Origin of the sequence: Haloparvum sedimenti (assembly GCF_001462205.1) — an archaeon.
Lineage (GTDB): Archaea > Halobacteriota > Halobacteria > Halobacteriales > Haloferacaceae > Haloparvum > Haloparvum sedimenti.
The window spans coordinates 74,648-93,396 of the sequence record NZ_LKIR01000008.1 but is presented as its reverse complement, the minus strand read 5'-3'; the positions used below and the strand labels follow the sequence as shown (position 1 = coordinate 93,396).

Sequence of the window (18,749 nt, the reverse complement as noted above, 5' to 3'; positions counted from 1 at the left end):
TCGATCCGGTACCGGCGCCCTAACCGTTTGTGTTGCGGTGAATGACGCGGCTCTCAGAGGTCGTAGCGGGCGACGACCTCCTCCAGCTGCTCGCGACGCCCCTCGACCGCCTCCTCGCGGAGCGCCTCCTCGGCGGCCGTGGGACACTCCAGTTCCGGAACCGAGGCCGGCTCGCCTCGCTCGTCGAGCGCGACGAAGGTGAAGTAGGAGGTGGTCGTGCGCCGCTCGTCGCCGGTCCGCGGGTTCTCCGCGCGAACGTCGACTTTCACGTCGAGGCTGGTGTGTCCGGTGTTGAAGACGTACCCCTCCACGACGGCGACCTCGCCCATCTCGATGGGCGTGATGAAGTCGACGTGGTCCATCGATGCGGTGACCACCTGGCGGCTCGCGAAGCGCATTCCGGCGATCGCGCCGCAGATGTCCATCCAGTGAAGCACGGCGCCCCCCAGCGCCCGCCCGAGGTTGTTCGTGTCGTTCGGCAACAGCAGCTCCGTCATCTCCGTGTGTGAGTCGGACAGCGTCGCGGAGTCGGCCATGGGCGTCCTCGGCGCGGCCGGGGCAAGAATGTGGGCGATCGCCGCGGCGCTCAGCGACCGAAGGGGTCGTCGGGGTCGTTCCCGAACGCGGGATCGTCATCCTCGTCGCCGCCGAAGCCGTCGAGTTCGTCCTCAACGTCGAACCCGATCGCCTCGGGGGGACGCCCCGCCTCGTCGACGACTTCGTCGCTGACGACGATCTCGCACTCGCTCCGGACTGCGAGCGCCAGCGCATCCGAGGGGCGCGCGTCGAAGACGAACCGCTCGGCGCGCCCGTCGTCGTAGCGCTCCACGTCGACCTTCGCGAAGAACGTCCCCTCGGAGAGGTCGTCGATCCGAACCCGGTCGACCGCGCCGCCGAACTCCGTCAACACCTCCGTCAACAGGTCGTGGGTCAGCGGCCGGTCGAACGGTTCCCCGCGGAGCACCATGCCGATCGAGTGGGCCTGACTCGGCGTGACGAAGATGGGGAGGACCTCCTCGCGGACGGCGAGGACGACCGCCGGAACGCTGTCACCCTCCGCACTCTCGCCGGCGCCGATGGCGACGACCTCCGCGTCGTGGTTCATACCCTATTCTGTGACCGCAGACGGGTATAGTTACGCGTCACACCGCTTTGCTCATGGTTCGTGCACGGAGCGACGCGCCCCGCCTACGGCGCCCGTGGCAGGTCCCGGCGGTACCAGTAGGCCCACGCGAGCGTGAACACGAGCGCGGCCCCGAGGAAGAAGACGATGCCCGGTTCAAGCAGGGAGACGGCGTGTTCGGCGGCCAGCTCCGCCCGCTCGGCCGCGCTCCCGTCGAACACCACCTCGAACGTGCCGCCGTCGCCCGCGGTCGAGGCCTCCTCGGTCATGGCGGGCGTCTCCTCGGCGGAGATCCCCGCGTCGTCTCCCCCCGATCCGGCGTCGGCCGACTCCGCGCCGCCGTCCGTCGACCGAACGTCGTAGCCGTCGGCGCCGGCCTCGCCGCGGGGGACCGTCACGGAGAGCACCGACTGGGCGGCGAGCGCCGCGAGTCCGAGGATACCGTAGCCGCCGAGCAGGCGCTTGAGAGCGGTCTTGAGGCCGCCGGAATCCGTCGAGCGCCCCGCGAAAAGGACCAGGGGTTCGTCGGCCGGGGCGTAGACGCTCATCTCGCGGCCCTTCTCGGAGTAGACGGTGTCGACGACCTCCACGAGGTCGGCTTCGCGGAGGTTGCCGAGGTGGTACTGGACGTTCTGGAGCGAGGTGTCCAGCTCGTCGGCCAGCTCGGAGGTGGTCGCGGGCTGGTCGTGGAGGGCGGTCAGCGCGTTCCGGGCGGTCTCGGAGGAGAGGGCGGCGATGAGCTCGTCGGCGTCCTCGTCCTCGACGCCCACGACGCGGGGGTCGCGGTCGCCGAGCGAGAGGTCCGGCGGGGAGGGCAACAGCCGGGACATAACCGACTCTCGGTCGTGCACCGTAACAAATCTGTTGGACGGATGAGGGGGAGATTTCGGAGCGGTCGGCCGCCCGACCGCCCGCTCCCGACCGTGTCACCGGTTCGCGTCCGACTCACAACCCCTATACGCGGGGGAGCAGTAGCGGACGCCAATGACCGAGACGCCGGACGACCCGGGCGCGGACGGTCCGCCCCCCGGTCCGACCACGGACGCCGCCTCCGCGAACGCGGCCGCCGCGCGCGACGGGGACGGCTCCGTCACCGTCGTCGGCACGGCACACGTCTCCGCCGACTCCGTGACCGAGGTCGAGGAGGCCATCGAGCGGGAGCGCCCCGACGTGGTCGCCGTCGAACTCGACGAGGGGCGGTACAGACAGATGCAGGGCGAGACGCCGGAGGACCTCGACGCGAGCGACCTGCTCCGCGGGAACACCGTCTTCCAGTTCCTCGCCTACTGGATGCTCTCGTACGTGCAGGCACAGCTCGGTGAGCGGTTCGACATCGAGCCGGGCGCGGACATGCTGGCCGCGGTCGACACCGCGGAATCGCTCGGCATCGACGTGGCGCTCGTCGACCGCGACATCCAGACCACGATCCAGCGCTTCTGGGCTCGGATGACGATTCCCGAGAAGCTCCGCATGATCGGGGGGCTCGCCTTCGGGGTCACCGACCCCCGGATCGTCGGCGTGATGGCCGGGCTGTTCGTGGGTATCGCTCTCGGCCCCGCCATCGGCCTGTTCGGCGGCTACCTCGGCGTCACCGACGCCCTGCTGACCAGCGTCACGGCGGGAGTCGCCGCGGGCGTGCTCGTGGGAGTCGTCGTCGAGAAGGCCGGCGGAGTCGCGCTCGAACCGGACGCCCGCCTCTACGCCGGGGTCGGGGCGGGCCTCGCGACCGGGGGCGTCGTCGCCCTCTCGGGCGCCCTCGATCCCCTCGTCGCGGCGTATATCGGCGATTTCGCGATCCGTATCGTCGGGAGCCTCGGACTGGGGCTCGCCGGCGGGCTCACCATCGGCCTGCTCGCGGCCGGCCTGATCGGACTTGTGGGCACCGGGCCGGAGCCGACCGACGCGGGGGGCATCGAGGAGCTGGAGATGTCCGACCTCACCGACACCGACGTGGTGACGATGATGATGGAGGAGTTCCGGCAGTTCTCGCCCGGCGGCGCGGAGGCGCTGATCGACGAGCGGGACGCCTTCATCGCCCACCGCCTCGTGGCGCTCCGCGAACAGGGGTTCGACGTGCTTGCGGTCGTCGGCGCGGGCCACCGGCAGGGGATCGAGGGCTACCTCGCGGACCCGGCGAGTCTCCCACCGATGGACGACCTGGTGGGTGAAGAGACCGGCCGCGGCTTCCCGTGGGGGAAGGCGCTCGGCTACGCCATCGGCATCGCGTTCGTGACGTTCTTCGTCCTCCTGGCGATGGCGGGCGTGCAGGACGGCTTCCTGCTCCGGCTGTTCGGCGCGTGGTTCCTGATCAACGCCGTCTTCGCGTTCGGCTGTGCGAAACTCGCCGGCGCGCGCTGGCTCTCCGCCGGCGTCGGCGGCGCCGTCGCGTGGATGACCTCGATCAACCCGCTGCTCGCGCCCGGCTGGTTCGCGGGCTGGGTTGAGCTGCGTCACCTCCGGGTCAACGTCGGCGACATCGGGACGCTCAACGACCTGCTCAGCGACGAGACGCGGCCCGTCACCGAGATCCTCTCGGAGATGTTCGACGTGCCGCTGTTCCGGCTGATCATGGTCGTGGCGATGACGAACGTCGGGAGCATGGTGGCGAGCTTCCTGTTCGCCGTCTACGTCCTGCCCTTGTTCGGCGCGGAGCTGGGCGGCGTCGGGGCCGTCTCGCGGCTGATGGTCGAGGGGGCCAGAAACAGCGCGGACCTGATCTGGAGCGTGGTCGCGGGATGAGCACCCGATCCGGGCTCGAGGTCGCCGGACTCCGGTTCAGCGAGACCGAACTCCGCGACCTGCTGATCGCGTGGCTCGCGCTCGGCGTCGCCTTCGCCGTGTTCTTCGAGGGCGGCGGCGTCGCGGCCGTCACGGGCCTGCTGTCGCCGACCGGCGTCCTGCTGCTCGTCGTCAGCCTGCTCACCGCGGGCGTCGCGTTCCTGCTCCACGAGGTGGCACACAAGGTCGTTGCGGTCCGCTACGGGCAGATAGCGGAGTTCCGCGCCGACCGCGGGATGCTGTTCCTGGCCGTGATGTCCGCGATGATCGGCTTCATCTTCGCGGCCCCGGGTGCGGTCCACCACCGCGGTCGGCTCACCGCCGAGGAGCACGGCCACATCGCGCTGGCGGGGCCCGCGGTCAACGTCGCGCTCGGCGTCGTCTTCCTGCCGGCGTTCGCGGCGGGACTGGCGGTCTCGTCGCCGCTGCTTGCGCTGATCGGCGCCCGCGGCGTCGCGATCAACCTGTTCCTCGCGGCGTTCAACCTGATCCCCTACGGGCCGCTCGACGGGAAGACCGTGGTCGGGTGGAGCAAGCCGGTGTGGGCGGTCTCCTTCGCCGTCTCCGCGGCCGCGACCGTCGGGTTCCTGATGGCCGGCGGTGCGGCGTACGCGCTCTGAGGCGGAGTAGCCGTCCCGATCCAAGAACGTGCCTTTTCTGTCCTCGTCTAGGCGTAGACCTGTAGATATTCGTGCTGATACCGACGCGCTTTAGTCGCACGGCGGCAGCCTCACGGGCATGAGCGAAGGCGACGGGGAGACCGAAGAAGAGGAGGGGCTCACGTACGCGGAGTCGGGCGTCGACATCGAGGCGAGCGAGGCCGCGACGGCCGCGCTCGTGGGCGCGGTCGGTGCCGGAGACGGAGACGGCAGCGACTACGCCGGCCTGCTGGACATCGGCGACCGCTACCTCGCGCTGGCGACCGACGGCGTCGGGACCAAGCTGCTGGTCGCGGAGGCGCTGGGCGACTACTCGACGGTCGGGATCGACTGCATGGCGATGAACGTCAACGACCTCGTCGCCGCGGGCGTGCGCCCGGTGGCGTTCGTCGACTACCTCGCGGTCGAGGAGCCGGATGAGGCGTTCGCGGAGCAGGTCGGCGAGGGGCTCGACCGCGCGGCGGAGCTCGCGGACGTGGAACTCGTCGGCGGCGAGACCGCCGTGATGCCCGACGTGATCAAGGGCCTGGATCTGGCCGGCGCCTGCGCGGGGCTGGCCGCGAAGGACGGCGTCTTCGACGGCGCGGCGGAGCCGGGCGACGCGCTCGTCGGCTGGCGCTCCTCGGGCGTCCACTCGAACGGCCTCACGCTCGCCCGCGAAGCCGTGACGCGCGACCACGACTACGACGATCCGTGTCCCTTCGACGGCTACGACACGCTGGGCGAGGCGCTGCTGGAGCCGACGCGCATCTACACGGACCTCCTGACCCCGATGCGCGATCACGGCGTCCGCGGCGCCGCACACGTCACCGGCGGCGGCTGGACGAACCTCGAACGGCTCGGCGACCACCGATACGTCGTCGACGACCCCTTCGACGCGCAGCCGATCTTCGAGTTCGTCCAGTCCGAGGGGAACGTCTCCGACGAGGAGATGCACCGGACGTTCAACATGGGCACGGGGTTCGTGGCGGCGTCGGACCCCGAGGCGGCCGCGGCGCTCGCAGAGGCGACGGACGGCCGCGTGATCGGCCGCGTCGAGGACGGCGAGGGCGTGGCGATCCGCGGGCTGGAGCTGTAGGGCCGCGGACGGTACGCGGAGCCGCGGCTGGCGGTACGGATGGCGAACAGGCGGCGCGTGTCCTGGTCGTCGCGTCGGCGCGCCGCGCTCCCGCCGTGACCGACGCGGGCCGTTCTCAGACCACGCGCCGGGTGGCGCGCTTCCGTATTTAGGTGTCCGGGTGGCGCCGTCGAGGCGAATCGCCGGGAGGGCTTTCACCCCGGCGTTCCAACCGTCAGGTCATGAGCCCCCGCGACGACGCCGACGGTCCGCAGGACGCCGGCGACGATTCCGACCGACAGCCCACGGAGGCGGAGTTGGCGGCGCGCCTCGACGAGTTGGAGGCGACGCTCCGCGACCTCCGGGCGGAACTCCGCGATGTGGAGGGGGAGCCACGACGTGACCACGACCGACGCGGCCCGCCCACCACAAGCCCCCTCCCACGCCCCCCGAGGCCGCCGGGGATACCGCGTCCGCCTCGGCTCTCCGAGCTCCTGCGGTTCACCGAACAGTACACCATCCCGACGCTGATCGCGACCCTTGAGGCGACGATCAAGTCGCTGGAACTGCTTCGGGCGACGCTCAGACTGGTCGACCCCGAACGCGACCTCCGCGAGTCGGGGGACGACGCGCGCTCGACCGGCGGCGTGCTCGGACGAGCGGCCACGGACGCGACGCGCGAGGGGCTCGCGGACGTGCGCTCGGAGGCCGAACGCGGGTTGGCGCGGTCGCTCGCCGAACTGCGGCGCGCGCTCGAGGAGACGGACTTGCCGGAGGACGAGGCTTCACGGACGATCTTGGACGACGCCCGCGACCTCTCCGCCGAGATCGAGGCGCGGGTTCGGGAGGAACGAGAGCGGGGGAGCGGACGCGGACCCGAGGATGACCGCGGCGGAAGCGGTGGTCTCCGCGACACCGGCCCGGTGACCATCGACGTCCGCGACCCCGACGAGGCAGGCGACGAGAGGAACGAAAGTGAGGACGCGGCCGAGGACGCTGAGGCGGACGACAGACCGGCGGTCGATGTCGAGTCCGAACTGGAGTCGATAAAGGACGAACTCGACCGCCGGAAGAGGGACCGCGAGGACGGGACGGTCGGCGGGGCGGACGGAGGTGACAGAAACGGCGATGCTGACGAGGGTGACAGAAACGGCGATGCTGACGAGGGTGACAGAAACGGCGATGCTGACGAGGGTGACAGAAACGGCGATGCTGATGAGGGTGACAGAAACGGCGATGCTGACGACGCGGACCCGGGCGCCTGACCCGCGCTACTCGACCGGCTCGAACCGGAAACCGTCCCAGTCCTGACTCGCCGGCTCGCGGATGCCGGCGCCCGGTTCGCGCAGTTCTTCCGCGTAGGTCGGGGTGACCGCATCGCCGATCTCCACGCCTTCGCCCTCGACGACCTGGCCGAGCGCGCGCACCGGCGGGCCGTCGTAGTCGTCGCCCATCTCGAACTCGACGATGGCGAGCGTGTTCGGCTGGCGGACGCCCGGCGGTGTTGCGGTCGACTCCGTCCACGTGATCACGGTCGCCTCGCGGTCCGAGAGGTCCACGGTCCCGACGCGCTCGGTACCCTCGGGCCCGACCGGATGCGGCGGGTACGACACCGCGCCGCTGGCGTACTCGGCGGCCTCGAAGACGGGGTCGTCGCTCATCGGTGCCCCTCCATCACCGCGGTGGTGACGCAGTTGCCGAACCCGCCCACGTTACACGCCAGCCCCACGTCGGCCTCGACCTGTCTGTCGCCCGCCTGCCCGGTGAGCTGGGCGAATATCTCGTACACCTGCGCGACGCCCGAGGCGCCGAGGGGGTGACCCTTCGACTTCAGGCCGCCGGAGGTGTTGATCGGGAGGTCGCCGTCGCGGTCGGTGACGCCCTCCTCGACCGCCTTCCACCCCTTCCCCTTCTCGAAGAAGCCGAGGTCCTCGCTCTGGAGGAACTCCAGGATTGTGAACATGTCGTGCAGTTCCGCCACGTCCACGTCGTCCGGACCGAGGCCGGCCATCTCGTAGGCGTCGTCCGAGGAGTCGGCGACGCCGCCCATCGTCGTCGGGTCCGCGCGCTCGTGGACGACGTGGGTGTCCGTCGCGCCCCCGATCCCCTCGATCGTCACGTAGTCGTCTTTCGGGACGTACTCCTCGGCCACGTCCGCCGGACAGAAGAGGAGCGCCGCGGAGCCGTCCGTGATCGGACAGAAGTCGTAGAGTCGGAGGGGGTCGGCCACGATCGGCGACTCCAGCACCGTCTCGAGGTCGACCTCCTTCCGGAACTGCGCGTGGGGGTTGTCCACGCCGTTCCTGTGGTTCTTCACCGCGACCTTCCCGAGGCTCTCGCGCGGGGCGTCGTAGGTGTCGAGGTAGAGCCGCGCGGTCATGCCCGCGAAGGAGGGGAGCGTGACGCCGTGTTTGTACTCCGCCGGGTGCGTCAGCGAGGCGATCACGTCGGTCGCCTCGGCGGTCGTCCGGTGGGTCATCTTCTCGCCGCCGACGAGCATCGTCAGGTCGGACGCGCCGGAGGCGACCGACTGCCACGCGGCGTAGACGCCGGCGCCGCCCGACGAGGAGGTCTGGTCGATCCGGGCGGTGTACGCCGGCATCGCGTTCAGATCGTGTGCGAGCGCGTTCGGGACCCCGGTCTGGCCCTCGAACTCGCCGCTCGCCATGTTCGAGACGTAGAGGTGGTCGAGGTCGGAGCCGGCGACGCCCGCGTCCCGCAGGCAGGCTTCCCCCGCCTCCGCGAGGAGGTCGCGGACCCAGCCGTCCCGCTCGCCGAAGCGCGTCATCGACGCGCCGATGATCGCTACTCGTTCCATGTCCCGGCGTTCCGAGGCGGTCGCCTAAAGCGTACCCTTCCGGCGAGGAGCCGACGCCCGTGTCGGCGGCGACAGACCGATACTGCTCGGGGCCGAACGCCGGGCATGTTCGGCAGCGGCTGGAACGAGACGGACGTGCCCGACCTCGACGGCGTCACCGCGGTCGTGACCGGTGCGAACAGCGGCATCGGCTACGAGGCGACCCGGACCCTCGCGGACCACGGCGCGACGGTGGTGATGGGCTGTCGGAGCGTGAGCCGCGGCGCGGACGCGGTCTCGTCGATCCGCGACGCGACGCCGTCCGGCACGCTGGACGTGCGCGAGCTGGATCTCGCGGACCTCGACTCAGTCGCCTCGTTCGCGACCGTCGTCAACGAGGCGTACGACGGCCTCGACCTACTCGTGAACAACGCGGGCGTGATGGCGATCCCCTACGAGGAGACGGCAGACGGCTTCGAGTACCAAGTCGGGGTGAACCACGTCGGCCACTTCGCGCTGACGGGGCGACTACTGGAGGGCCTTCGCGCGGGGGCGGGCGTCCCCGGATCGGCGGCAGACGCGCGAGGTCCGAGCCGCGTCGTCACGGTCTCCAGCGCTCTCCACGAGCGCGGCGACACGGACTTCGACGCGGTCGAGGGTGGCGACGGTGTGGCGAACGACTACGACCGCTGGACCGCGTACGGCCGAAGCAAGCTCGCGAACCTGTTTTTCGCCTACGAGCTCGACCGCCGACTCGCGACCGCGGGCGCGTCCGTCCGAAGCTTCGCCTGTCACCCCGGCTACGCGGACACGAACCTCCAAGCCCGCGGACCCGAGGCGGACGGGTCCCGCGTGAAGCGGCTGGCGATGCGGGCCGCCAACGCGCTGTTCGCCCAGCCCGCCGCCGCCGGCGCGCTCCCCACCGTCTACGCGGCGACCGCGCCCGACCTGTCCGGCGGCGAGTTCGTCGGTCCGGGCGGCCTGTTCGGCATGCGCGGCGCGCCCGAGGTCACCGAGTCGAACGAGCTCTCGCTCGACCGCGAGGCCGCGACGGAGCTGTGGGAGCGGTCCGAGGCGTGGACCGGCGTGGCGTACGACCTTCCCGAAGCACGCTGATTCTCTCCCGACTCAAGCCCACGGCAGTTCCGAGAACTCCCCATCCTCGATCTCGCGTTCGATCTCCGCGAGGGTGTCGTCGTCGACGCTCACGAGGTGGCAGAGGGGATGCCCCGGCGCGGCGACCGGGTTCTGTAACACGCCGACCAGCAGGCCGGTGAACGGGGCGCGGACCGTCTTCTCCCGTGTCGAGAAGTGGTCCGAGACGGTACAGATCGCGTCGCCCTCGTAGACGAGAGGGTGTTCGTACTCCATCTCCACGAGCCCGCCGGCGTCCGCGCGCACCCACGTCTTGTCGGCGGCCGCGTCGATCGTCTTGAACCAGCCGGGCCACGCTACCGGCTCGTCCGGGAGCACGTTCACCTCCGCGAGCACTGACTCGACGCCGTCGAGCGCGCGCTCGATCAGGGGGAGCTGGAACCGGTGTGCCTTCCCCATCTCGACGGTGATCGTCGGGATCCCGTTCGCGGTCGCGGCCCCCCGCAGGCTCCCCGGGTCCGACTCGCCGGAGAGCACGAGGTTCGCGCCGAACGCCCGCGCGATGCGTTCCACTTCCGGGTTCCCCATGTCGGCGCGCACGTGGTACATCGTCGTCCGGTTGCGCGTCGAGGTGTGGAAGTCGAGGCCGTAGTCGCACTGCGAGATGAATCGGGAAAATATCTCGTTGGCCATCCGCTCGGCCGTGTTCGACCGCGCGCGTCCCGGGAACGACCGGTTGAGGTCCTGGTCGTAGATCGGGAGATACCGCTGCTGTGCGAGGTACCCCGGCACGTTCGCCACGTGGATCAACACGAGCGTGCCGTGGATCGCCGCGGGGTCGTACTGCGCCGCGACCTCTTGGAGCACCTTCACGCCGTTGAGTTCGTCGCCGTGGATCGCCGCGGTCATGAACACCGTCGGACCGCCGCGTTCGCCGTTGACGACCGTCACGGGGATCTCGACGGGGTCGCCGAGGTACGTCTCGGACACCTCGTACCTGAGGTGCCGCTTCTCCCCCGGGTCGATGTCCCGGTCGAACCGGAATGGTTCGGGGCCGTCGCCTCCGTCCGGTCCTCGCGGACCGCCGCTCCCGCCCCTTCGTTCGCCGCCGTCGTCGCTCATACCCGTGAGACCACCGGCATCCGGTTAACCGTTGCCCGGTTGCCCGGCGGTCGACTCGCGGACCCCCGACCGGCGGCCACCCGGCCGCCGCCCGGCGGCTATCCGACGACGCCCGAACCCTCAAACCGGATGCCGACGTACGGCCGGGCATGGCGAACGGAGCCGACTGTCCGGTCGAGGAGTGCGGGTTCTCCGACGTTCCCTCGCTCGTGGCCGCACACGTCAACGGCACGGACGACGACGCACACGACTGGGACCGGCTCCCCTACGCCGGACCGGGGGCGTTTCTGTCAGCGGTCCGATCGGGCGAGACCGAGGCGCGGAGCGGGCCGTCGGGCGTCGTCGACGCGCCCGACGGGGTTGAACACGACGCCGATGAGGGGGAAGACGACGCCGACGAGGACGAGGCGGACGGCTCCGCGTCCGGATCGACCCCCGACCGCGTGCGCTGTCCGGTCGAGGGGTGCTCGTACGCCGGCCCGCCGAAATCGGTCGCGGCACACGTGAGCGGCAAGCGCGACGACGACCACGACATGCGCCGGCTCGAGTACCCGAACGCCGCGGCGTTCCCGCCGGCGCCCGGAGCGGAAGATGGGACCGACGCCGTCGGCGGGGGCGAACCGGACCACCCGTTCGACCCCGAACCGGCGTTCCGCGCGGCCGCGGTCGCCGAGGGGCGTGCCGAGGGGGTCGAGTCGCTCGACGGCCTCGGGACCGAGGACCTGGTCGACCTGTTCGTGGCCTTCTCGGTGCTGTCGAGCCGTGCGAGCAGCGTCCGAAGCGACGTGCGGGCCGCGATCATCGACCGCGTCGAGGAGGAGGCGGAACTAGAGGGCGACCTCGGGAGCGTCGACCGGTCGACGGGGACGCGGCGCTCGCTCCGTGACGACGGGACGGTTCGGCGCGCGCTCGCCCGGGCGGGAGTCGACCCACACGAGGCGGAGGCGTTCGACCCGGACCGCGTGGCCGACCTGGCCGAGGCGGCCGACCTCGAACCGGAGGCGGTCTTCGACCTAACCGACTCCGACCACGTCCGTCGAGCGAGCGTCGACGAGGCGGCGTTCGACGCCCTGCTCGGCGAGGAGTAGCGATCCCCGCGAGGAGCGCCGACGCGACCGCCGTCTCCGGGACGTTTATTGTGCGAGCCCCCGGAGGTGGCGTCGTGAAGCGTCTGCTCTCGTCCGACCTGGGCGTCTACCTCCTCTCGGGGGCGTTCAGCTTCGTTGTCTTCGTCGTCGGACTGATCGTCTTGGACGCGACGCTGCCCGACGGGCTCGACCGCGGTCGCCTCGTGGGGATCGTCACCGGCTACCTGCTGTTCCTCGCGGTGTACGTGGTCGCGATCTGGATCTACCGGGGGATCGAGTCGAGAGAGGGGAACGTCCGCGAAAAGGGAAACCAGTAGACCCGGCGAAGCGAACGGTCCGCACCGCGGCGGGTAACCGGTCCGCGCCGCGATCCGCAACCTTTTGAGCGCCGCCGGAGAGTCGGGGACCATGCCCGGCGTGACAATTGCCGACATCGAACGCGCAGCCGAGCGGGCGGCGGATGCGGAGATCGTCCAGCGCACGTCGACGGAGCGGAGCCGGTCGCTGAGCGAGCGGTGCGGCGCCGAGGTCGTCCTGAAGATGGAACACCTCCAGCGCACGGGGTCGTTCAAGACGCGCGGGGCGTACAACGCCGTCTCGCGGCTGGTCGACGGGCGGAGCACCGAAGACGGCGAAACCGACGGTGCGGCGGAGCCGCCGGTCGAACGCGTCGTCGCCGCGAGCGCGGGCAACCACGCGCAGGGGGTCGCCATCGCGGCGCGGGAGGCCGGCATCGACGCGACCATCGTCATGCCCGAGTCCGCGCCGGGGACGAAGATCGAGGCCACGCGCGGCTACGGCGCCGAGGTCGTCCTCCACGGGAGCGCGTTCCCGGCCGCGATGAGTCACGCGCGGACGCTCGCTGACGACCCGGCGGTGCGGTTCATCCACGCCTTCGACGACCCCGACATCGTCGCCGGACAGGGGACGCTCGGGCTGGAGATCCTCGAGCAGGTGCCGGACGCCGACACCGTCATCGCGCCCATCGGCGGCGGCGGGCTGATCGGCGGCATCGCGACCGCGGTGAAGGCTCGGAACCCCGACGTGCGCGTGGTCGGCGTCCAGACGGAGGGCGCCTCGACCGTCGCGGCGAGTCTGGAGAAGGGCGAGCCGGTCTCCCTCGCGGAGCCGGACACGATAGCGGACGGCATCGCGACCGGCGGCGTGAGCGAACTGACGCTCGGCCTCATTCGAGAACACGTCGACGAGGTGGTCGAGGTGTCCGACGACGACGTGGCCGCCGCGATCCTGCTGCTGCTCGAACGCGCCAAGCAGATGGTCGAGGGCGCGGGCGCCGTGAGCGTCGCGGCGCTGCTGTCGGACGCCCTCGACGTGGAGGGAGAGACGGTCGTCCCGGTGCTGTGCGGCGGGAACATCGACATCACGTCGCTGCAGGAGGTGTTGACCCACGCGCTGGTCGACCGCCGCCAGCTCGCGGAGGTCACCGTCCGGATCGACGAAGGGCCGGGGAAGATGGGCGAGATATCGACGGTCATCGGGGCCGAACGCGCCAACATCAGGACGGTGCGTCACGAGCGGAGCCGTCCGGACCTCCCGGTCGGCGACGCCGACCTCGTCTTCGAGGTGGAGACGAACGGCCCCGCCCACACCGAACGCGTGCTCGCGGCGCTTCGGAGCGAGGGGTTCGACGTGCGCCACACGACGGCGGAGGAGGAGAGCGTCCGGTAGCGCAGGGCGAGTCCCGCCTCCGCCCCCGCGATCCGACGCTTTCAAAGTTCGCGGGCGGGTACGCTCCGGCGATGACCCTGTCCGTGACCAACACCCTGACGGGCGACCGCGAGGAGTTTTCGGCCGACGACGAGGTTCTGCTGTACGTCTGTGGGCTGACGGTCTCGGACGACCCGCACCTGGGCCACGCCCGGCTGTGGTTCCACGCGGACGTGCTGCACCGCTGGCTCGCCTACCGGGGCTACGACGTGCGCCACGTCGAGAACGTCACCGACGTGAACGAGAAGATCACCGCCCGCGTCGGCGAGCGCGAGGCGTGGACCGGCGAGGCGGACGTGGCCGAGACGTTCACCGCGGAGGTGTTCGAGTCGATGCGCGGACTCAACCTCCTCCGCGCGGAGGTGTACCCGCGCGTCTCCGAGCACGTCCCGGAGATCGTGGAACTGGTCGAGCGGCTGGTGGAGGCCGGCTACGCCTACGAGTCGAACGGCTCCGTCTACTTCGACGTGACCGAGTTCCCGGAGTACGGCAAGCTCTCCAACCAGGACGTCGAGGAGCTGGAAGCGCAGGGCGAGCCGGACGAGCGCTCCGAGAAGCGCAACCCGGCGGACTTCGCGCTCTGGAAGGCGGACGGCGTGAGCGAGACCGCCGTCCGCGAACACGCCAAACACGACCACGGCGCGGAGACGCCGAAGGGACAGACGTGGGACTCCCCGTGGGGCGAGGGGCGGCCGGGCTGGCACGTCGAGTGCTCGGCGATGTCGACCACGCACCTCGGTGAGACGCTGGACATCCACATGGGCGGCCGCGACCTCGTCTTCCCCCACCACGAGAACGAGATCGCGCAGTCGGAGGCCGCCTCGGGCGAGACGTTCGCGCGCTACTGGCTCCACTGCGGCCTGCTCTCGATGGAGGGGGAGAAGATGTCCTCCTCGATCGGTAACTTCTGGACCGTCCCGGACGCGCTGGAGGAACTCGGCGTCAATGTCCTCCGCACCTTCTACGCGGGCGCCGCCTACCGGTCCGAGCAGGCGCTGACCGACGAGACGGTCGCGGAGGCCGAGGAGCGCTGGGACCGGCTCTCGCGCACCTACGACCGCGCGGTCGCGGCGGTCGACTCGGTCGACGCCCGCGCGAAGGTGACCGACGAGGACCTCCGCGAGGCGGTCGCTGCGACCCGCGAGGAGTTCGAGCGGGCCATGGACGACGACCTCAACCTCCGGGAGGCGACCGCGGCGCTTCTGGACCTGACCGACGCCGTGAACAGACACGTCGACGCGGTGGAGACGGCCGACGAGGCGGAGGGGGCGGACGACGCGGACGCCCTCTCCGGCTACGACTACCGCGGCCTTCGCGAGGCCGTCGAGGCGTTCGAGAAACTCGGCGGCGACGTGCTCGGGCTGCAGTTCGGCGCGGCCGGCGCCGAGGCTGGCGGCGAGGTCGAACTGGCCGAGGAGCTGGTCGAGCTGGTACTCGACCTTCGCGAATCGGCCCGAGAGGCGGGCGAGTACGAGCGCGCGGACGAGCTCCGGGACGCGCTGGAGGCGGTCGGCGTGACCGTCGAGGACTCCTCCGAGGGACCGACGTACCGCTTCGAGTAGCGGGGCGCGTCCCGTCTCCTCCCGGCCGGACGAACTGTCGGCGTCGACAGCTACTTGAGGTGAGCCGGGCTATCGGACGACAATGATTCGGGCGCGTCTCGCTCGCTGGTGGGCGCAGCTCCGGCGCCGGCTCGATCGATGGGCCGAGCGGATCCGGACGGAGCTCCGACGCGCCTTCGCGGACGAGTACTCTTCGGTTGAGGTCTCGCGGAGCTTCGCGCTCGGCGTCTTCATCACGATGTTGCCGACGCTCGGGACGGGCGTGCTCCTGTTCTTCCTCATCGCGTGGCTCTTCGAGCGCGTCTCGAAGATCGCGCTGTTCGCCTCGGTGCTGGTGTTCAACCCCGCGGTGAAGTGGGGCGTCTACGGCGCGAGCTTCACCCTCGGCACCGTCCTGCTCGGGCCGGTCGAGGGAGCGACGCCGACCGCGCCGACCCTCTCGGCGGCCAACGACGTGGTGATCCGGCTGGTGGTCGGCAACGTCATCCTCGCGGTCGTCGCCGCGGTGCCGAGCTACTTCGTCTGCCACCGCGTCGTGAAGGCGTTCCGCGCCGCGGACCTCGCCATCGTCGAGAGCGTCGAGGGGATCGTCGAGGGCGACGAGGACGCCGCAGAGGAGTAACGGCGGGGTCGAACGTCTGGCGGTTCCTGATCAGGTCGTGAACAGCTCGGTGTCCTCGGGCACCTCGAACAGCCCCATCCGGACGCCGGCGTCGAGCCAGCCGTAGCCGTACGAGTACGACGCCAGCGCGTTCACGGGGTCGTCGGCCTCGCGGAAATGCCGGCCGTCCGCGAGGTAGGACTCGGCCATCTCCGCGCAGTCCGCGGCCGCCCGCCCGAGGTGCGTGTCGGCAGGGGGACGCGGCTCGGCGGCGTCGAGCGCGTCGGCCAACATCCGCTCGTAGCGGTCCGTCTTCTCTTCCAGGTCGGCGCTCATGCCCGTTCGTGCGGCGGCGGAGGGAAAAAGCGCCGCGGTCGCCGCGGCGTGAGACTACGGCGCGATTTCTGTTCCGGTTGCTGCGGGGCGATTTCTGTTCCGGTCGCTGTGGAGAAATTTCTGTTCCGATTGCGACGGGGCGGCTCCCGTTCCGCGCTCAACAGACCGGCTTCGGGTCCACGCCGAGCGACTCGAGCGCCTCGACGTGGGCCTCGTAGGCCGCTTCGACGGCCTCGACCGCGGCGGCCTCGGCGCGCTCCCAGTCCGCCTCGGTCTCGCAGACCGCGTCCAGCAGGTCGAGCGCGCGTTCGCGTTGTCCTTCGAGGTCGCCGCGGAGATCGCGGAAGACGGCGGCGCTCTGCGGGTCCGCGTCGCCCACGAAGTAGCCGACGTACTGCGACTTCGACTCGTCCGCGACCAGCACGCGACCGAGGAATCCCCCGGCGCGTGCGACCGTGTCGTCGAGGCCGCGGAGGTGGGCCGCCAGTGCGGGTACCCCCTCCTCGTCGGACGCGCCGGCAGCCTCTCCGGCCGCGTCCCCGTCGAGCTCCTCGCGGACGCGCTCGGCGTGCTCGCGCTCCTCCGCCGCGGTCTCACGGTATGCGGCCGCGGCCGTCTCGTTCGCCTCCGCGTCGGCCCACGCCTCGAACGTCTCCGCGGCGGCGCGCTCGGCGGTCTCGGCGGCGCGGAACACCGTCTCGGCGTCGAGGTCTCCCCCGGTGTCGGCGTACAGCGCCTTCGAGGAGCCGAGTCTGGACAGCTCCGTCGCGGTCGCCTCGCGAACTCCTTCGAGCAGCGCGTCAGCGTTCATAAATGGACTCACGGCGCGGTCGCTCCTAAGTCCGGCGGGGGCGCCAGAAGGTGGCGGGAACGACCGATGGGACCGCGGAAATGCCGGGGGATCGGCAGGGCCGACGGTCAGAGCGACCCGCTTACGCGCCGTCGCCCGTCTCGATGGGCGCGTCGACGAGGTTGCCCCACTCGGTCCAGGAACCGTCGTAGTTGACGGCGTCGTAACCGAGCAGTTCGTGGAGCGCGAACCACGCGACCGAGGAGCGCTCGCCGATGCGGCAGTAGGCGACGGTGGTCTCCTCGCCCTCGATGCCCTCCGCGGCGTACAGCTCCGCGAGCTCGTCGCGGCCCTTGAACAGGCCGTCGTCGTCGGTCACGTCCGCCCACGAGATGTTCTTCGCGCCGGGGATGTGGCCGCCGCGCTGGGCGGTCTCGTTGAGTCCCGGCGGGGCGAGCACCTCGCCGCGGTACTCCTCGGGCGAGCGCACGTCGACGAGCGGCACGCCGCGTCGGATCGCCTTCTCCACGTCGTCGCGGTACGCGCGGATGCTCTCGTGGGGGCCGGCGGCGTCGTACTCGACCGCGGAGAACTCGGGCGCCTCGTCGGTCGTCGGGTAGTCGTTCTCGACCCAGTACTCGCGGCCGCCGTCCAGCAGGCGCACGTCGTCGTGGCCGTAGTACTTGAACTGCCAGTAGGCGTACGCCGCGAACCAGTTGGCGTTGTCGCCGTACAGCACGACCGTCGACTCCTCGGAGATGCCGTGGGAGCCGAGCAGCTCCTCGAAGTCGTCCTTCTCGAGGATGTCGCGCTGCGTCTGGTCCTGGAGCTGGGTCTCCCAGTTGAACCCGACCGCGCCGGGCGCGTGGGCCTCGTCGTAGGACTCGGTGTCCACGTCGACCTCCACCAGTCGCAGGGCGGGGTCGTCGCTCTCGAACTCGTCGAGACGCGCCTCGACCCAGTCGGCGGACACGAGCACGTCGTTCGCGTATGAATCGTCGACCATACGCGTCGATGTACGGGTCGCGTTGGGTAAAGTGTACCCTGTGCAGGAGAAAGCCGCCTCTCGTCCGATCAATCGGAGGTTTTTGCCAGATCGTCGGAGCGGTCGGTGGTCTCGGACGCGGCGTCCTCGACCGCGGCAGGCCGTGTCGGGAGCCGAGGAGTCTAACCCCTCGCGGCCGTGGCACCGGCATGGACGAGATCATCGTCGACGCGTCGTGGCTCGCGGGGCGGCTCGACGACCCCGACGTTCGCGTCGTCGACGTGCGCGACGCCTGGGAGTACGACGCGCTCGGCCACGTCCCCGGCGCGGTGAACGTCCCCTTCGACGCGTTCCGGAGCGACGGCGACGCCGACGCCGGCCACCTCCCCGGCGCCGAGGCGTTCGCCGACCTGCTGGGGGAGGCCGGCCTGTCCCGGGACCGGACCCTCGTCGCGTACGACGACACGAACGGCGTCTTCGCCGCCCGGTTTCTGGTCACCGCCCTCGTGTACGGCTACGAGGACGTGCGCCTGCTGAACGGCGACTTCAGCTCGTGGAAGCGCGAGCACGAGGTCAGCGACGAGGGCGTCTCGCCGGATCCGGTCGCGGTGGTGCCGGAGCGCGTGACGGGCCGCGACTCTCCCCTGGTCGACGCCGAGCGCGTGCGCGCCGCGGTCGCTGGCGACGGCGTGCTCGTGGACACCCGCGACCGCGAGGAGTACGAGGCAGGTCACCTGCCCGGCGCCGTGCGGTTCGACTGGACCGAGGCGGTCGACCCCGGGACGCGCGGCGTGAAGGACCGCGAGACGCTGCGGGAACTGTTCGCGGACCGGGGAGTCACCCCGGACCACCCCGTGATCCTCTACTGCAACACCGCCCGCCGGCTGAGCCACACCTACGTCGTGTTGCGGTGGCTGGGGTTCCGCGACGTGGGGATCTACGAGGGGAGCCTCACGGAGTGGCGCGCCAGGGACGGCGAGCTGGTGACCGGTCCGGCCCCGCGCGGCGGGACCGGCGAGGACGAGTGA

Annotated in this window: 20 protein-coding genes; 11 read left to right on the top strand and 9 right to left on the bottom strand. The window is 71.0% G+C overall.

Translation table 11 applies throughout. The features are described from left to right. Positions 1-53: 53 nt before the first annotated feature. The 3 genes from AN233_RS00905 to AN233_RS00895 all read right to left on the bottom strand — a co-directional run bounded on the left by AN233_RS00905 (position 54) and on the right by AN233_RS00895 (position 1,953). Positions 54-536, bottom strand: a complete 483-nt coding sequence (locus AN233_RS00905; RefSeq protein ID WP_058365000.1) for an acyl-CoA thioesterase — start codon at positions 534-536, stop codon at positions 54-56. Positions 537-586: 50 nt separating this feature from the next. Beyond that, positions 587-1,105 (bottom strand): bifunctional nuclease family protein, encoded by a 519-nt coding sequence (locus tag AN233_RS00900; protein ID WP_058364999.1) that lies wholly within the window; start codon positions 1,103-1,105, stop codon positions 587-589. 83 nt (positions 1,106-1,188) lie between these two features. Further along, a complete protein-coding gene (locus tag AN233_RS00895) occupies positions 1,189-1,953 on the bottom strand; it encodes an ArsR/SmtB family transcription factor (RefSeq protein ID WP_058364998.1) in 765 nt (254 codons plus the stop codon). A gap of 154 nt (positions 1,954-2,107) precedes the next feature. Here AN233_RS00895 and AN233_RS00890 point away from each other — a divergent pair, with 154 nt between their 5' ends. The 4 genes from AN233_RS00890 (at position 2,108) to AN233_RS00875 (ending at position 6,882) form a co-directional block, all read left to right on the top strand. Further along, positions 2,108-3,862 carry a TraB/GumN family protein gene (locus tag AN233_RS00890; protein ID WP_058364997.1) on the top strand — a complete coding sequence of 585 codons (1,755 nt, stop codon included), beginning with the start codon at positions 2,108-2,110 and terminating at the stop codon, positions 3,860-3,862. Further along, a complete protein-coding gene (locus tag AN233_RS00885; RefSeq protein ID WP_058364996.1) occupies positions 3,859-4,521 on the top strand; it encodes a Zn-dependent protease in 663 nt (220 codons plus the stop codon). Before AN233_RS00890 ends, AN233_RS00885 begins: the two co-directional genes overlap by 4 nt. A 118-nt stretch (positions 4,522-4,639) precedes the next feature. Further along, positions 4,640-5,638 carry a phosphoribosylformylglycinamidine cyclo-ligase gene (purM, locus tag AN233_RS00880; RefSeq protein WP_058364995.1) on the top strand — a complete coding sequence of 333 codons (999 nt, stop codon included), beginning with the start codon at positions 4,640-4,642 and terminating at the stop codon, positions 5,636-5,638. Positions 5,639-5,859: 221 nt separating this feature from the next. Next, a complete protein-coding gene (locus AN233_RS00875; protein WP_058364994.1) occupies positions 5,860-6,882 on the top strand; it encodes a DUF7547 family protein in 1,023 nt (340 codons plus the stop codon). 6 nt (positions 6,883-6,888) lie between these two features. Here AN233_RS00875 and AN233_RS00870 read toward each other — a convergent pair whose 3' ends face one another. Together AN233_RS00870 and AN233_RS00865 are read right to left on the bottom strand one after the other, a co-directional pair. Beyond that, positions 6,889-7,278: a hypothetical protein gene (locus AN233_RS00870; RefSeq protein WP_058364993.1), complete on the bottom strand. Its 390-nt coding sequence runs from the start codon at positions 7,276-7,278 to the stop codon at positions 6,889-6,891. Next, positions 7,275-8,435: a thiolase family protein gene (locus AN233_RS00865; protein WP_058364992.1), complete on the bottom strand. Its 1,161-nt coding sequence runs from the start codon at positions 8,433-8,435 to the stop codon at positions 7,275-7,277. Before AN233_RS00865 ends, AN233_RS00870 begins: the two co-directional genes overlap by 4 nt. Positions 8,436-8,540: 105 nt before the next feature. On the opposite strand from AN233_RS00865, the gene AN233_RS00860 reads away from it, so the two are divergent. Further along, on the top strand, positions 8,541-9,530 hold the full coding sequence (locus tag AN233_RS00860; protein WP_058364991.1) for an oxidoreductase: 990 nt from the start codon (positions 8,541-8,543) through the stop codon (positions 9,528-9,530). Between the two features lie 12 nt (positions 9,531-9,542). Here the strand turns inward: AN233_RS00860 and AN233_RS00855 are convergent, their stop codons facing one another. Then, positions 9,543-10,631 (bottom strand): succinylglutamate desuccinylase/aspartoacylase family protein, encoded by a 1,089-nt coding sequence (locus AN233_RS00855; RefSeq protein WP_080508266.1) that lies wholly within the window; start codon positions 10,629-10,631, stop codon positions 9,543-9,545. Positions 10,632-10,780: 149 nt separating this feature from the next. Between AN233_RS00855 and AN233_RS00850 the strand changes: the two genes are divergently transcribed. The 5 genes from AN233_RS00850 (at position 10,781) to AN233_RS00830 (ending at position 15,631) form a co-directional block, all read left to right on the top strand. Continuing rightward, positions 10,781-11,719 (top strand): hypothetical protein, encoded by a 939-nt coding sequence (locus tag AN233_RS00850; protein WP_058364990.1) that lies wholly within the window; start codon positions 10,781-10,783, stop codon positions 11,717-11,719. Positions 11,720-11,793: 74 nt separating this feature from the next. After that, positions 11,794-12,036, top strand: a complete 243-nt coding sequence (locus AN233_RS00845) for a hypothetical protein (protein WP_058364989.1) — start codon at positions 11,794-11,796, stop codon at positions 12,034-12,036. Positions 12,037-12,127: 91 nt separating this feature from the next. Then, complete coding sequence (gene ilvA / locus AN233_RS00840; RefSeq protein ID WP_058364988.1) at positions 12,128-13,408, top strand: threonine ammonia-lyase; 1,281 nt, start codon at positions 12,128-12,130, stop codon at positions 13,406-13,408. A gap of 71 nt (positions 13,409-13,479) precedes the next feature. Next, the gene (gene cysS / locus AN233_RS00835) at positions 13,480-15,009 is read left to right on the top strand and encodes a cysteine--tRNA ligase (RefSeq protein ID WP_058364987.1); all 1,530 of its coding nucleotides are present in this window, start codon (positions 13,480-13,482) and stop codon (positions 15,007-15,009) included. 82 nt (positions 15,010-15,091) lie between these two features. Then, positions 15,092-15,631, top strand: coding sequence for a DUF2062 domain-containing protein (locus tag AN233_RS00830; protein ID WP_058364986.1), 540 nt, complete (start codon positions 15,092-15,094; stop codon positions 15,629-15,631). 30 nt (positions 15,632-15,661) lie between these two features. Here the strand turns inward: AN233_RS00830 and AN233_RS00825 are convergent, their stop codons facing one another. From AN233_RS00825 to AN233_RS00815, 3 genes are all read right to left on the bottom strand, one after another. Further along, positions 15,662-15,946 (bottom strand): DUF357 domain-containing protein, encoded by a 285-nt coding sequence (locus AN233_RS00825; protein WP_058364985.1) that lies wholly within the window; start codon positions 15,944-15,946, stop codon positions 15,662-15,664. A gap of 157 nt (positions 15,947-16,103) precedes the next feature. Then, a complete protein-coding gene (locus AN233_RS00820; RefSeq protein WP_058364984.1) occupies positions 16,104-16,757 on the bottom strand; it encodes a hypothetical protein in 654 nt (217 codons plus the stop codon). Positions 16,758-16,878: 121 nt separating this feature from the next. Then, positions 16,879-17,742 (bottom strand): sulfurtransferase, encoded by an 864-nt coding sequence (locus AN233_RS00815; RefSeq protein WP_058364983.1) that lies wholly within the window; start codon positions 17,740-17,742, stop codon positions 16,879-16,881. Positions 17,743-17,930: 188 nt separating this feature from the next. On the opposite strand from AN233_RS00815, the gene AN233_RS00810 reads away from it, so the two are divergent. Beyond that, positions 17,931-18,749 carry a sulfurtransferase gene (locus AN233_RS00810; RefSeq protein ID WP_058364982.1) on the top strand — a complete coding sequence of 273 codons (819 nt, stop codon included), beginning with the start codon at positions 17,931-17,933 and terminating at the stop codon, positions 18,747-18,749.